Here is a 14,576-nt window from a genome sequence, read left to right on the forward strand (position 1 = left end):
ATCGGTAAATAAATAACTTTTTCGAATGAGCTTATGAGCGGAAAAATCTAAGAGCGGGGGAGTTTGTGGGCGTTTCGGATTTATTCGTTCGACGTTAGATCTTTGCCCCCTCACCCCAGCCCTCTCCCCCAAGGGGGCGAGGGGGAAAGGGAGCCGATCTCTGTGCTTTTCAAGGCCTGAGTTCGGCTCGGTATTTCACGTCGGCGTAACTTTCATGAGCACCTAAATCAGTCCCCTCTCCCTCCGGGAGAGGGCTAGGGTGAGGGGCTCTTCAGTTGCTGATCGCAAGAATACTCGCCTGATACGACCCGACAAACACATCGAAATCCCCAACCTCGTTCTGCTCCAGCTCAGCTTGCGCGGCCAGAGAAGTACGTGCCAACTCCTCAAACTTCGCCTGTTCATCCGCCGCCAAAGGCTCGCTGCGGAAAAACTCGGCATGCGCCTGGCTCTGACGCAGGGAGAACTGCGCAAAGCTTTCCTTGTGCTCAGCCATCGCCGCCAGGACCTGCGCAGAAGGCGTCAGAGACGGATCGCTGACCTTGGCCAGTTGCGCATCCAGCGCCTTGCTGTGCGCATCGCCGCCATGGCTCTGATCCAGCAACGCCGCCAGTGGAGCGATCTGCTCCAGCAGTTCGGCCGCCCAGGTCTTCATCTCCACCGACTCACCGTCACGCTGCAATTGCAGGCCCGGACGACGGCCTTCCTTGACCACGCTGAGGAAGTTCGATGTGGCGTTGCCGCACGAGGTGTTGGTCAGCAACGGGCTGTCGTTCAACGCGCAATACAGCAGGAAGGCGTCGAGGAAGCGCGACTCGGTCAGGTCGATGCCCATCGGCAGGAACGGGTTGATGTCCAGGCAACGCACTTCAACGTACTGAATGCCACGCGCCACCAGCGCCTGAATCGGCCGTTCGCCGGTATAGGTCACGCGTTTCGGGCGGATGTTGGAGTAGTACTCGTTTTCGATCTGCAGGATGTTGGTGTTGAGCTGCACCCACTCGCCATCCTTGTGCGTGCCGACTTCAACGTACGGCGCGTACGGCGTGGCCACGGCTTTGCGCAGGCTGTCGGTGTAGCTCGCCAGATCGTTGTAGCACGGCGTCAGACCGGCCTGAGCGTTGCTCTGGTAACCGAGGTCGCTCATGCGCAGGCTGGTGGCGTACGGCAGATACAGGGTGTCCGGATCGAGCTGTTCCAGCTGATGCGAACGACCACGCAGGAAACCGGCGTCCAGCGCAGGCGATGCCCCAAACAGGTACATCAGCAGCCAGCTGTAACGACGGAAATTACGGATCAGCGCGATGTAGGAAAACGACTGAAAGTCGCGATCAGTGCCAACAAAGCCTTCGGTCTCGCGCAGCAGCGGCCAGAGCTTTTCCGGCAGGGAGAAGTTGTAGTGAATCCCGGCGATGCACTGCATGGTCTTGCCGTAACGCAGGGCCAGGCCTTTGCGGTAGACGTACTTGAGCTGACCGATGTTGGAGGTGCCGTAATAGGCGATCGGGATGTCTTCCTCGGCCGGCAACGGGCACGGCATCGATGGACTCCACAGGTACTCGTTGCCGAGCTTGCTGTAGGCAAAGCGGTGAATCTTGTCCAGGCTCGCCAGCGTGTCGGCCGGGTCGGGCAGGGCGGGCGTGATGAATTCCAGCAGCGACTCGGAATAGTCGGTGGTGATCTGTTCGTTGGTCAGCGCGGAACCCAAGGCTTCGGGGTGCGGCGTTTGCGCCAGGCGACCTTCGCTGGTCACGCGCAGGCATTCACGTTCGATACCGTGCAGGCACTGCTCGAGCAGAGAGAGGTTAGCGCGCTCGCCGAGCAGAGCCAGGCGGCGGTTGAGAAGTTCGCTCAATTTGGATTCCTTCACGCGTCAGTCGCCCCAATATGGGGGTGGGCAGGACGGTCTACAAGGGTGAAGTTGAAACTGGCGTTTTCGCCTGGTTTTGTAGCGGCAGGCCATTTGCCGGTCAGTCAGGAACTGCACAATCCCTGTGGGAGCGAGCCTGCTCGCGAAGGTGGTGTGTCAGCCAACATCTGCATTGCTGATACACCACCTTCGCGAGCAGGCTCGCTCCCACAGGATTCGTTGCGCCGAAATTAACTCAAATTGATGGCGTCTAGCTACAGGACAGCGAACGTGCCTTGTGCTTTTGCGACCAGTTTGTCGCCCTGCATCACGTCGGCTTCGACCACCAGCGTGCGCCGGCCCGGGTGGATAACCCGCGCCGTGCACATCACCTCGCCATCGGAAACGGCGCGGATATAGTTGATCTTGCACTCGATGGTCGCGCTCTGCTGATCGAAGCCGTGGGTGCTGGAACAGGCCAGCCCCATGGCGATGTCGACCAGACTGAACAGCGCGCCACCGTGCAATTTGCCGCCGCGATTGCGCAGTTCCGGTTCCAGCACCAGGGCGACTTGCGCCACCCCGGTTTCCAGGCTGTGCAGGCGGCAGCCCAACAGCTTGAAAAACGCGCTCTCGACGAGCCCGGCTGGAATTTCCATCAGCGTTTCTTCAATTGCTTGGCGTTGGCGAACAGCGAAGCCATCGCGTTGTTCGCCGGCGCGGCGGTCGCGGTTTCCTTGCGCGGCGCGTTGTTCGAAGGCTGGCGCTGCGCCGAGCCCGGACGCGAGCCACGGGCACCGTCGATCTTCTCGCCCGGGGTGTCACCCATACGCATCGACAGGCCGACGCGTTTGCGCGGGATGTCGACTTCCATGACCTTCACTTTCACCACGTCGCCGGCCTTCACCGCTTCGCGCGGATCCTTGATGAACTTCTCCGACAGCGCCGAGATGTGCACCAGACCGTCCTGATGCACGCCGATATCGACGAATGCGCCGAACGCGGTCACGTTGGTCACCACGCCTTCAAGGATCATCCCCAGTTGCAGGTCTTTCAGATCTTCGACGCCTTCCTGGAACTCGGCGGTCTTGAACTCAGGGCGCGGGTCGCGGCCCGGTTTTTCCAGTTCCTGGATGATGTCGGTCACGGTCGGCAGGCCGAAGGTTTCGTCGGTGAATTTCTTCGGATCCAGACGCTTGAGGAAACTGGCGTCGCCGATCAGCGAACGGATATCACGGTCGGTTTCAGCGGCAATGCGCTGCACCAGCGGATAGGCTTCCGGGTGAACAGCCGAGGAATCCAGCGGGTTGTCGCCGTTCATCACGCGCAAGAAACCGGCGGCCTGTTCGAAGGTTTTTTCGCCCAGACGTGCGACTTTCTTCAGCGCTGCACGGGTTTTGAACGCGCCGTGCTCGTCGCGGTGCGCGACGATGTTTTGCGCGAGCGTTGCGTTGAGGCCGGAGATCCGCGCCAGCAGCGCCACCGAAGCGGTGTTCACGTCAACGCCGACGGCGTTCACGCAGTCCTCGACCACAGCGTCCAGACCACGCGCCAGTTTCAGCTGCGAGACGTCGTGCTGGTACTGGCCGACACCGATGGATTTCGGATCGATTTTCACCAACTCGGCCAGCGGATCCTGCAGACGACGGGCGATGGACACCGCGCCACGGATCGACACGTCGAGATCCGGGAATTCCTTGGCCGCCAGTTCCGATGCCGAGTACACCGATGCACCGGCCTCGGAAACCATGACCTTGGTCATTTTCATCGCTGGATATTTTTTGATCAGTTCGATCGCCAGTTTGTCGGTTTCGCGGCTGGCGGTGCCGTTGCCTATGGCGATCAGGTCAACCGAGTGCTTGGCGCACAGGGCGGCCAGAATGGCGATGGTCTGATCCCACTTGTTGTGTGGCACGTGCGGGTAAACCGTGGCGTGATCAAGCAGTTTGCCGGTCGAGTCGACCACGGCGACCTTGCAGCCGGTACGCAGGCCCGGGTCGAGGCCCAACGTTGCGCGCGGGCCTGCCGGCGCGGCCAGCAGCAAGTCGTGCAGGTTGTGCGCGAACACGTTGATCGCCTCGGTTTCGGCGCCGTCACGCAGCTCGCCGAGCAGGTCGGTTTCCAGGTGCGTGTAGAGCTTGACCTTCCACGTCCAGCGCACCACTTCGCCGAGCCATTTGTCGGCGGGGCGGTTCTGGTTCTGGATGTTGAATTGCTGACCGATCATGCCTTCGCATGGGTGCATGGTGCCCGGCAGCTCGTCGCCGACTTTCAGCGCGGAGCTGAGGATGCCTTCGTTGCGGCCACGGAAAATCGCCAGTGCGCGGTGCGACGGCATGCTTTTCAGCGGTTCGTCGTGTTCGAAGTAATCGCGGAACTTGGCGCCTTCCTCTTCCTTGCCAGCGATGACGCGGGCACTGAGGATGGCTTCCTGTTTCAGGTAATTACGCAGTTTTTCCAGCAGGCTGGCGTCTTCGGCGAAGCGCTCCATGAGGATGTACTTGGCGCCTTCCAGCGCGGCTTTCACATCGGCCACGCCTTTTTCGGCATCGACGAAGCGCGCGGCTTCGGTTTCCGGGGCCAGATTCGGGTTGTTGAACAGGCCATCCGCGAGGTCGCCGAGGCCGGCTTCCAGGGCAATCTGGCCCTTGGTGCGGCGCTTCTGCTTGTACGGCAGGTACAAGTCTTCGAGGCGGGTCTTGGTGTCGGCGAGTTTGATGTCGCGCTCGAGGGCAGGGGTGAGTTTGCCTTGCTCTTCGATGCTGGCGAGGATGCTGATGCGCCGTTCGTCGAGTTCTCGCAGGTAGCGCAGACGTTCTTCCAGATGACGCAACTGGGTGTCATCAAGGCTGCCGGTGACTTCTTTCCGGTAACGGGCGATGAAGGGAACGGTAGAGCCTTCATCGAGTAGCGCGACGGCCGCTTCGACCTGTTGTGGGCGTACACCGAGTTCCTCGGCAATGCGGCTGTTGATGCTGTCCATAAAACCACCTGACATATTGTGAAAGCAGGCTCTCAGGCGCGCAAATAAAGGCCCGGAGTCTGGTTGAGCGGCTAGAAAATTGCCGCTGCCTGGGTCAAAAGGCAGCCCATTGACCCGTGAAATCGAACAATTACTGCGCGCGACAGGAAAAAAAGCCTGCCACCTGCGGTAACGATTCAGACGTTGCCTGGCACAAAACGCCGCGCATTATAACCAGCGTTCTGTCATTCGGGGGCGTTGCAGTCTGTAGGCATAAACCCCGGTTTTCTGGCAGTGAAGGAAAAATCTGCTAACAATGCACACGGTGCGTATAACGGCAGCTACGCCATAATGCGCGCCGAGCTAAAAGGAGCATCCAATGAGCAGCACTGCACAAACTGCTGAAGGCGAAAAAATTCTCATCGTTGACGACGATCCGGGCCTTAGCAGCCTGCTGGAACGTTTTTTCGTCAGCAAGGGCTACCGCGCCCGTACCGTACCGAACACCGAACAGATGGATCGTCTGTTGTCGCGTGAAGTTTTCAATCTGGTCGTCCTCGACCTGATGCTGCCCGGCGAAGACGGTCTGACCGCTTGCCGCCGCCTGCGTGGCGCGAACAACCAGATTCCGATCATCATGCTCACCGCCAAGGGCGACGAGCTGAGCCGCATCAAGGGCCTGGAACTGGGCGCCGACGACTATCTGGCCAAGCCGTTCAACCCGGACGAGCTGATGGCCCGGGTCAAAGCCGTCCTGCGTCGTCAGGCTGCACCTGTACCAGGCGCACCGGGCAGCGAAGACGAAAACGTCACCTTTGGTGATTACGTGTTGTCGCTGGCGACCCGCGAACTGAAACGCGGCGACGAAGTGCACATGCTCACCACCGGTGAGTTTGCGGTACTCAAGGCCCTGGTGATGAACGCGCGTCAGCCGCTGACCCGCGACAAACTGATGAACCTTGCCCGTGGCCGCGAGTGGGATGCCCTCGAGCGTTCCATCGACGTGCAGATTTCCCGTCTGCGCCGCATGATCGAGCCGGATCCATCGAAGCCGCGCTACATCCAGACCGTCTGGGGCGTGGGCTATGTGTTTGTACCCGATGGTGCCGCCACCAAGTGATCGGTGATTTGTAGGAGCGGGTCTGCAGGTTTGGTCGAACGGCCAGCCCGCAGACTCGCAATCCGCAATATGCGAGCATTGCTCGCTCCTGCAAGTGTGTAGCGGTTATAGATGAAAACCCCCGTCTGGTTCCCCCAAAGCTTTTTCTCCCGCACCCTCTGGCTGGTGCTTATCGTCGTGCTGTTTTCCAAGGCACTGACCCTGGTTTATCTGTTGATGAACGAGGATGTGCTGGTCGATCGTCAGTACAGCCACGGCGTCGCCCTGACGCTGCGTGCCTATTGGGCCGCCGATGAAGAAAACCGCGCGAAGATTGCTGATGCCGCGACCCTGATCCGGGTGGTCGGCGCCGGTGTGCCGGAAGGCGAGCAGCACTGGCCGTACAGCGAAATCTACCAGCGGCAGATGCAGGCGGAGCTGGGCGCTGACACCGAAGTGCGTTTGCGCATGCACTCGCCGCCGGCGTTGTGGGTGCGTGCGCCGAGCCTCGGTGATGGCTGGCTGAAGGTGCCGCTGTACCCGCATCCGTTGCGCGGTCAGAAAATCTGGAACGTGCTCGGCTGGTTCCTTGCGATTGGCTTGTTGTCGACGGCGTCGGCGTGGATTTTCGTCAGTCAGCTCAATCAACCCTTGAAGCGTCTGGTGTATGCCGCCCGGCAACTGGGTCAGGGCCGCAGCGTGCGGCTGCCGATCAGCGACACACCGAGCGAAATGACCGAGGTGTATCGCGCTTTCAATCAGATGGCCGAAGACGTCGAGCAGGCCGGCCGCGAGCGCGAGTTGATGCTGGCCGGCGTGTCCCACGACCTGCGCACACCGTTGACGCGGCTGCGGCTGTCGCTGGAATTGATGGGCGATCGCAACGACCTGACTGACGACATGGTCCGCGACATCGAAGACATGGACGCGATTCTCGACCAGTTCCTCGCGTTCATCCGCGACGGTCGTGACGAGTCGGTGGAAGAAGTGGATCTGACTGATTTGGTGCGCGAGGTCGCGGCGCCATACAACCAGAATGAAGAGAAGGTGCGTTTGCGTCTTGAGCCGATTCAGCCGTTTCCGCTGCGGCGGGTATCGATGAAGCGCTTGCTGAACAACCTGATCGGCAACGCCTTGAACCATGCCGGCGGTCACGTTGAAGTCGCAGCTTATGTGTCGGGTGACGTCAGTGCGCCGTATGTGGTGCTAAGCGTGATGGACCGAGGGGCGGGGATCGATCCTTCGGAGCTGGAGGCGATCTTCAATCCGTTTACCCGTGGCGATCGTGCCCGGGGCGGGAAGGGTACTGGCTTGGGTTTGGCGATCGTGAAGCGGATTGCTTCGATGCATGGCGGCAATGTTGAATTGCGCAATCGGTCCGGTGGAGGACTGGAGGCGCGGGTGAGGTTGCCGTTGGGATTGATGTTGCCGCGAGACGCGGTGTAATCCCCAGCAACCCCTCACCCCAACCCTCTCCCAGAGGAAGAGGGAGCTGACCGAGGTGTCTGGGGTCATACGTCGACCTGAAAGACTGGGGCGATTGTGGATTCGGCACAGCAGGATCAGGTCGGCGTATCTCTTCTGCATCCCCCAATCAGTCCCCTCTCCCTATGGGAGAGGGTTAGGGTGAGGGGCTTTTGCTCTTGGCTCTAGCCCTTGCCTTTGGTCCGGGTCATATTCGGCCCGCCATTCTTCTCAAGATGCTCAATGATGATCCCCGCCACATTCTTCCCCGTGGTGGTCTCGATCCCTTCCAGCCCTGGTGACGAGTTCACTTCCATCACCAACGGCCCATGATTGGAGCGCAAAATATCCACACCTGCCACCGCCAGGCCCATGACCTTGGCCGCGCGCAACGCCGTCATGCGTTCCTCCGGGGTGATCTTGATCAGGCTGGCGCTGCCGCCGCGATGCAGGTTGGAGCGGAACTCACCCGGTTTGGCCTGACGCTTCATTGCCGCGATGACTTTGTCACCGACCACGAAACAACGAATATCCGCGCCGCCCGCTTCCTTGATGTATTCCTGAACCATGATGTTCTGCTTCAGACCCATGAACGCCTCGATCACCGACTCTGCCGCCGTGGCGGTTTCGCACAACACCACACCGATGCCTTGGGTGCCTTCCAGCACTTTGATCACCAGCGGCGCGCCGTTGACCATGTCGATCAGGTCAGGAATGTCATCCGGTGAGTGAGCGAACCCGGTCACCGGCAAACCGATGCCACGACGCGACAGCAATTGCAGCGAACGCAACTTGTCCCGCGAACGGGCGATGGCCACCGACTCGTTGAGCGGGAACACCCCCATCATTTCGAACTGGCGCAACACCGCGCAACCATAAAACGTCACCGACGCGCCGATACGCGGAATCACTGCATCGAAGCCTTCCAGCGGTTTGCCGCGATAGTGGATCTGCGGCTTGTGACTGGCGATGTTCATGTAGGCGCGCAAGGTGTCGATCACTACCATTTCATGCCCGCGCTCGGTTCCGGCTTCGACCAGACGGCGGGTGGAATACAGACGCGGATTCCGCGACAGCACAGCGATCTTCATGCAACACCTGTGGAGGAGGTAGATACCGGGAACACCGGCTTGTCTTGTACATATTTAATGCCCGGATTGACCACCAACTGGCCATCGATCAGGGCTTTGGATCCGAGCAACAGGCGATAGCGCATCGACTTGCGGCAGGCGAGGGTGAACTCGACCGGCCACACTCGATCACCCAAGGCCAGGGTGGTGCTGATCACGTAGCGCACCTGCGCATGGCCGTTGGAGCTTTTGATGGTCTTGCGCGTCACCAGTGGTGCTTCGCAGCGGCGGTGACGCAACTGCACCACCGTGCCCAGGTGCGCGGTGAAGCGCACCCACTTCTCGCCGTCGCGTTCGAACGGCTCGATGTCGGTAGCATGCAGGCTGGAGGTGCTGGCACCGGTGTCGATCTTCGCCCGCAGGCCCGCGACCCCCAAATCCGGGAGCGCCACCCACTCGCGCAGACCGACAACGGTCAAATGGTCAAATGTCTTCAATAGAAAAAACCAACGATTAACGCGTAAAGGCCTCAGGTGAAACCTGAGCCAACGCTTTGAATGCAGGTTTGGCGAACCAGTAGCCCTGCATCAGAAATATTCCACAGTCCGCCAGGAAATCCCGTTCACCGACGCTCTCAATGCCTTCGGCAATGACTGTAACGTCCAACTCCGCACAGATTGTGACAATCCCCCGGACGATCGCCTGACGAACACGGTCTTGATCGACATCGCGGATCAGCGCCATGTCGAGTTTGATCAGGTCCGGTTGGAAATCAGCCAGCAGATTGAGCCCCGAATAACCGGCACCGAAATCATCGATGGCGGTCTTGAAGCCGAATTCGCGGTATTCACGCAGAATATTGGTCAAATGGCGATAGTTATCTACGTGCTCGCTTTCCAGGGTTTCGAAAATCAGCCGGTCGATAGGAAAACGGTGTTTTTTTGCTGCCTCGAGCGTACTGCGAATGCACAGCTCTGGACGATAGACCGCGTTGGGCATGAAGTTGATCGACAAGTGTGTCTGCATATTTAGATTGGCCGCGCCTTCGATGGCGCGGGTCCGGCAGAGCTGGTCGAAACGGTAGCGGTTGTCTTCTGTAACCTGATCCAACACCGTGAAGGCTCCTTCACCGGCCACACCTCGAACCAGCGCTTCGTGGGCAAAAACCGACTGGTCGCGCAGATCGACGATGGGTTGGTAGGCGAAAGAAAAGTCGAAGCCCAGCGGCTCGCTTTGCTGGCAGCCCTGGCAACCGGCCTTGGGCGAGATTAATGAAGACGGAAATTTAGTCACTCGATCACTCCATGCCGATGCACCGGCCAAGATCACAGTCTATCTGGAGGGCCGAGTTCTTGCGCCCGACAGAAACGGTAGTACAGTTCCGACTACTGGCTGAACGAGGAATTCAAATGGCACAAAAAAGCGAAGAGGACGACAAGGTCCGTCTCGACAAGTGGCTGTGGGCCGCGCGTTTTTACAAAACCCGGGCGCTGGCCAAAGCCGCCATTGAAAGTGGCAAGGTGCATTGTCGCGGCGAACGCTGCAAGCCTGGCAAAGAGCCACGGATTGGCGATGAGTTCGAGATTCGTACCGGGTTTGAAGTGCGCACGGTGAAGGTCGAGGCGTTGTCGATTGTGCGGCGCGGCGCACCGGAGGCGCAGACGTTGTACGCGGAGACCGAGGCGAGTATTGCCAAACGTGAAGCGGCTGCGGCAATGCGCAAGGCGGGCGCGCTGGGCGTTACCACGGATGGCAAACCGAGCAAAAAACAGCGGCGGGATTTGTTCAAGTTTCGAGGCGGCAGTAACGACGAATAATCGCGTTGTTGGTGCTGACCTCTTCGCGAGCAAGCTCGCTCCCACAGGAGATTGCATTCCAATGTGGGAGCGAGCCTGCTCGCGAATCGAGGGCACAGCCCTCGCCGAAGACAGCTCGGTATCAGGCGCTACGCACCACACTCATCCGCGCAACCAGCGGCAGCTTGCCTAGCAACGCAAAAATTGGCGCCGTCACCTTCAGCCAGAAGTTCGAGGCGTGATACGCAAACGGCGTGTAGTAACCCCAGCCCAATGCCCACACCGCCAGCAACACACCGCCGATGTAATCGTCCTGACCCCAATGCGCACCGGCCACCAGGCGCGGCAGCATGAACAGCAGCGCCAGGCCCCAGATCGTCACAAACTGGCCGACCGTGCGGCTGAACACCCCCATGAACAGCGCCCAGATCAGCAACACCGAAGCGTGGTCACCCGGGAAACTCTGGCCCGAGCGATCCTTCAGCTCCCAGGTTTTCTCCAGGTGCGGGAAGTAATCGCTGATATGCACCGCACCTTCCAGCACCATCGACGGGCTACTGTGTTGCCAGTCCATATGGTCGGCGAACTTGGAAAACAGCGCGCGGATCACCACCATCAACAGCAGGATCGAGAAAAAACCGAAAAACGCGCGACGCACGTCAATGGCCTTGAACACCCAGTCGCCCTTGATCAGCAGCGTCAACAGAATCAGGCCGACGACGATGTCGAACGGACGCAGACTTGCAATTGCCCAGATGTGGAGCCATATCGGGTTGCTGGCCAGCGGTGCATTGAGCGAGCGGAACAGCCACTCGTCGAAAATCACACACAGCGTGTTGCCCGTAGGCCATAACCAGAAAGCCAGTAGCGCCAACGGCACTACGTTGCACAGAACCAGCCGGCCGAGGTTCCACCTAGATTGGAACAAACCCGGATTGTTCATAAAATGCCTCCCATGGCAGAGCAGTCGGCACCAAAAAGAGTGCCAAGAAGCGCAAATTTTCACGTCTTGTAACCATTTTGTCACCACATTCAGATACCCAAAATTATGACCGACCTAGCGGATACCGATTTCACCCAACGTTTCATCTTCGATGACAGCGATACACGCGGCGAACTGGTTGCGCTTGAGCGCAGCTACGCCGAAGTCCTTGCCAAGCACCCGTACCCGGAGCCGGTCGCGCAACTGCTCGGCGAATTGATGGCGGCAGCCTCGTTGCTGGTGGGCACCCTGAAGTTCGATGGTTTGCTGATTCTGCAGGCACGTTCCGAAGGGCCGATCCCGCTGCTGATGATCGAATGCTCCAGCGAGCGCGAGATCCGTGGCTTGGCGCGTTACAACGCCGAGCAGATCGCACCTGACGCAACCCTTGCCGACCTGATGCCGGGCGGCGACCTGACTCTGACCGTCGACCCAACTGTCGGCCAGCGCTACCAGGGCATCGTCGATCTCGACGGCGAAACCCTGTCGGAATGCTTCACCAACTATTTCGTCATGTCGCAACAGGTAGGCACGCGTTTCAAATTGTTCGCCGACGGCCGTCGCGCCCGTGGAATGCTCTTGCAGCAACTACCGGCCGACCGTCTGAAAGACGAAGAAGAGCGCGCTGACAGCTGGCAGCACATCACTGCGCTGGCCAGCACCCTGACCGCCGATGAACTGTTGAGCCTGGACAACGAAACCGTGCTGCACCGCCTCTACCATGAAGAGCAGGTGCGCCTGTTCGATGTGCAGAACCTGCGTTTCCGTTGCACTTGCTCACGCGAGCGTTCGGGCAACGCGCTGGTCAGTCTGGGTCTGGAGGATGCGCAGGCACTGGTGGCCGAACAAGGTGGCAAAGTCGAGATCGATTGCCAGTTCTGCAACGAGCGTTATGAGTTCGACGCCGCCGATATTGCTCAATTGTTCGCTGGCGCAGGCGTCGACACGCCGTCAGATACCCGGCACTAAAACGGTTCAGCGCAGGTAAATTCACTGCGTAACGACGGAATTTCGCCGTTACGACGGGAGGACCCTACTCTTTTTGGGCTTTTCTGGCATAATCCGGCCCACTTTTTTCGCGGTAGTAGTGCACGACTTTCTACTACAAAACGTTTGGAGCACACTCGGCCACTGGCCGACGGGGAACCTCATGACGCAAGCCAATAACGCCGTGTACACCGATCTGAGTGTTGATGATCTGGTAAAAGAAGCCCTGAACCGCGGTGAGGGCGAGCTTGCCGATACCGGCGCTCTGGTTGTTCGCACTGGTCACCGCACCGGTCGTTCGCCTGTTGACCGTTTCATCGTTGAAGAGCCTTCCACCCAGGCCGCTATTGCCTGGGGCCCGATCAACCGCAAGTTCCCGGCCGACAAGTTCGATGCGCTGTGGGCTCGCGTAGAAGCATTCAACAACGCGCAAGAGCACTTTGTGTCCCACGTGCATGTAGGCGCGGCGGAAGATCACTACCTGGCCGTGAAAATGACCACCCAGACTGCCTGGCAGAACCTGTTCGGTCGTTGCCTGTTCATCAACCCGGCCCAGTACAACCCGGCCGGTCGTGAAGAATGGCAAGTGCTCAACGTCGCCAACTTCGAGTGCGTGCCTGAGCGTGACGGCACCAACTCCGACGGTTGCGTGATCCTTAACTTCGCACAGAAAAAAGTGCTGATCGCTGGCATGCGTTACGCCGGTGAGATGAAGAAAGCCATGTTCTCCGTGCAGAACTTCCTGCTGCCGGCCGCTGACGTGCTGCCAATGCACTGCGCTGCCAACATCGGCGAAGAAGGCGACGTGACCCTGTTCTTCGGTCTGTCGGGCACCGGTAAAACCACTCTGTCGGCCGACGAAAGCCGTTACCTGATCGGTGACGACGAACACGGCTGGGGCGAAGGCGTGGTGTTCAACATCGAAGGCGGTTGCTATGCCAAGTGCATCGACCTCTCCGAGAAGAACGAGCCGGTTATCTGGAAAGCCATCAAGCACGGCGCCGTGCTGGAAAACGTCGTCATCGACGACGCCAAGCACGCCGACTACGCCGATGTCAGCCTGACCCAGAACAGCCGCGCCGCGTACCCGCTGGAGCACGTTGCCAAGCGTTCCGAGCACAACCTCGGTGGCGAGCCAAACGCGGTGATCTTCCTGACCTGCGACCTGACCGGCGTACTGCCGCCAGTGTCGATCCTCAACGAAGAACAAGCGGCCTACCACTTCCTGTCCGGCTACACCGCTTTGGTGGGCTCGACTGAAATGGGTTCCGGCAGCGGCATCAAGTCGACCTTCTCCACCTGCTTCGGCGCACCGTTCTTCCCGCGCCCGGCTGGCGAATACGCCGAGCTGCTGATCAAGCGCATCCGCGGCTTCGGCTCCAAGGTCTACCTGGTCAACACCGGTTGGACCGGCGGCGGCTACGGCGTCGGCAAACGCTTCAACATCCCGACCACCCGCGCGGTGATCGCAGCGATCCAGAGCGGCGCGCTGATCGGTGCAGCCACCGAACACCTCGACACCATCAACCTCGACGTGCCACTGGCCGTACCGGGCGTTGAAACCAACCTGCTCAACCCGCGCAACACTTGGGCTGACAAGGCTGCGTACGACGAGGCTGCGAAAGCACTGGCCGGTCTGTTCATCGAGAACTTCAAGAAGTTCGAAGTGAGCGACGCGATCAAGGCTGCAGGGCCGAAGTTGTAAGACTTGGTTTGTAGTGAATGAAAAAGCCGCCCTTTAGGGGCGGCTTTTTTGTGGGCGTTTTTCTTGCTATGTGCCCTGCGAGGGCTTTCGCGTCAGCAATTCAGACAGCGAGTGAGTATTCATTGGGAAGTTCTTGAGTTTGTCTTCACTCACATATGCGGCTTCGATAACGCTCGTGTGTGAAGTCGGTAGTTTTCTTTGTTTTGGAATATCGAGACTCGGTTCACTCGCTGATTTTTTGCCGAGTGAAGTCTTAGAGGAAAGAAGCCTGGAGTCCTGCAGTCGGTAACCGAGTTCATCCGTGGAACCCAGAAGATTCAGATCTTGCTCGAGACCTAGTACGTGCATCACTGACAAGTACGCTCCCATTGTGACGCCTGCACTACCTGCTTCCAGTGAGCGTAATGTCATGACTGACATTCCAGCCCTTTCAGCGACTAGTTTTGCAGTGAGTCTGCGCCTAAGACGGGCCAGTTTCAGGCGCTCACCAAGATCGTTCAAGAGTCGTGCAACCTTCGGAAGTAGCGGCGAGGTTCTCCTGGCCATAAAGCTAAAATTCCTTCGCTTTTGGGGTGATAACAACGGAATAATTACAGTTGACCGGGGGGCAAGGAGCTACGTTTACCCTTGGGTCATTCAACCTTCTGAGCGCCCCATCACTC

The 14,576-nt window shown here is 59.3% G+C and carries 13 protein-coding genes; 5 read left to right on the forward strand and 8 right to left on the reverse strand.

Going from position 1 to position 14,576, the window contains the following annotated elements; genetic code table 11:
- Window positions 1–271 precede the first annotated feature (271 nt).
- The 3 genes from gshA to CCX46_RS01265 form a co-directional block, all read right to left on the reverse strand.
- Window positions 272–1,855 (reverse strand): glutamate--cysteine ligase, encoded by a 1,584-nt coding sequence (gene gshA, locus CCX46_RS01255; RefSeq protein WP_127925443.1) that lies wholly within the window; start codon window positions 1,853–1,855, stop codon window positions 272–274.
- A gap of 269 nt (window positions 1,856–2,124) precedes the next feature.
- Complete coding sequence (locus tag CCX46_RS01260) at window positions 2,125–2,508, reverse strand: PaaI family thioesterase (protein ID WP_053116527.1); 384 nt, start codon at window positions 2,506–2,508, stop codon at window positions 2,125–2,127.
- Window positions 2,508–4,832, reverse strand: a complete 2,325-nt coding sequence (locus tag CCX46_RS01265) for a Tex family protein (RefSeq protein WP_127925444.1) — start codon at window positions 4,830–4,832, stop codon at window positions 2,508–2,510. The genes CCX46_RS01260 and CCX46_RS01265 overlap by 1 nt, the downstream gene beginning before the upstream one ends.
- 358 nt (window positions 4,833–5,190) lie before the next feature.
- On the opposite strand from CCX46_RS01265, the gene ompR reads away from it, so the two are divergent.
- Together ompR and CCX46_RS01275 are read left to right on the forward strand one after the other, a co-directional pair.
- Entirely contained in the window at window positions 5,191–5,931 is a 741-nt protein-coding gene (gene ompR / locus CCX46_RS01270) for an osmolarity response regulator transcription factor OmpR (RefSeq protein ID WP_064388985.1), read from the forward strand.
- Between the two features lie 111 nt (window positions 5,932–6,042).
- Entirely contained in the window at window positions 6,043–7,356 is a 1,314-nt protein-coding gene (locus tag CCX46_RS01275) for an ATP-binding protein (RefSeq protein WP_007917930.1), read from the forward strand.
- Window positions 7,357–7,559: 203 nt separating this feature from the next.
- Here the strand turns inward: CCX46_RS01275 and rimK are convergent, their stop codons facing one another.
- Genes rimK through rimA form a run of 3 tightly spaced genes read right to left on the reverse strand, consistent with a single transcriptional unit; the run spans window position 7,560 to window position 9,737 of the window.
- Complete coding sequence (rimK, locus tag CCX46_RS01280) at window positions 7,560–8,465, reverse strand: 30S ribosomal protein S6--L-glutamate ligase (protein WP_007949201.1); 906 nt, start codon at window positions 8,463–8,465, stop codon at window positions 7,560–7,562.
- Window positions 8,462–8,941, reverse strand: coding sequence for a retropepsin-like aspartic endopeptidase RimB (rimB, locus tag CCX46_RS01285; protein ID WP_007917936.1), 480 nt, complete (start codon window positions 8,939–8,941; stop codon window positions 8,462–8,464). The genes rimK and rimB overlap by 4 nt, the downstream gene beginning before the upstream one ends.
- A gap of 16 nt (window positions 8,942–8,957) precedes the next feature.
- Entirely contained in the window at window positions 8,958–9,737 is a 780-nt protein-coding gene (gene rimA / locus CCX46_RS01290) for a S6 modification regulatory phosphodiesterase RimA (protein ID WP_127930339.1), read from the reverse strand.
- A gap of 116 nt (window positions 9,738–9,853) precedes the next feature.
- On the opposite strand from rimA, the gene CCX46_RS01295 reads away from it, so the two are divergent.
- Complete coding sequence (locus CCX46_RS01295; RefSeq protein ID WP_127925445.1) at window positions 9,854–10,261, forward strand: RNA-binding S4 domain-containing protein; 408 nt, start codon at window positions 9,854–9,856, stop codon at window positions 10,259–10,261.
- Between the two features lie 121 nt (window positions 10,262–10,382).
- Here the strand turns inward: CCX46_RS01295 and CCX46_RS01300 are convergent, their stop codons facing one another.
- On the reverse strand, window positions 10,383–11,183 hold the full coding sequence (locus CCX46_RS01300) for a phosphatase PAP2 family protein (protein ID WP_127925446.1): 801 nt from the start codon (window positions 11,181–11,183) through the stop codon (window positions 10,383–10,385).
- Window positions 11,184–11,288: 105 nt separating this feature from the next.
- Between CCX46_RS01300 and hslO the strand changes: the two genes are divergently transcribed.
- On the forward strand, window positions 11,289–12,191 hold the full coding sequence (gene hslO / locus CCX46_RS01305) for an Hsp33 family molecular chaperone HslO (RefSeq protein WP_127925447.1): 903 nt from the start codon (window positions 11,289–11,291) through the stop codon (window positions 12,189–12,191).
- Window positions 12,192–12,372: 181 nt separating this feature from the next.
- Window positions 12,373–13,914, forward strand: a complete 1,542-nt coding sequence (locus CCX46_RS01310) for a phosphoenolpyruvate carboxykinase (RefSeq protein ID WP_007917942.1) — start codon at window positions 12,373–12,375, stop codon at window positions 13,912–13,914.
- Window positions 13,915–13,980: 66 nt separating this feature from the next.
- Here the strand turns inward: CCX46_RS01310 and CCX46_RS01315 are convergent, their stop codons facing one another.
- The gene (locus CCX46_RS01315; protein ID WP_095120818.1) at window positions 13,981–14,460 is read right to left on the reverse strand and encodes a helix-turn-helix domain-containing protein; all 480 of its coding nucleotides are present in this window, start codon (window positions 14,458–14,460) and stop codon (window positions 13,981–13,983) included.
- Window positions 14,461–14,576 lie beyond the last annotated feature (116 nt).

The sequence above is a fragment of the Pseudomonas sp. RU47 genome (genome assembly GCF_004011755.1).
In the GTDB taxonomy this organism is placed as follows: domain Bacteria; phylum Pseudomonadota; class Gammaproteobacteria; order Pseudomonadales; family Pseudomonadaceae; genus Aquipseudomonas.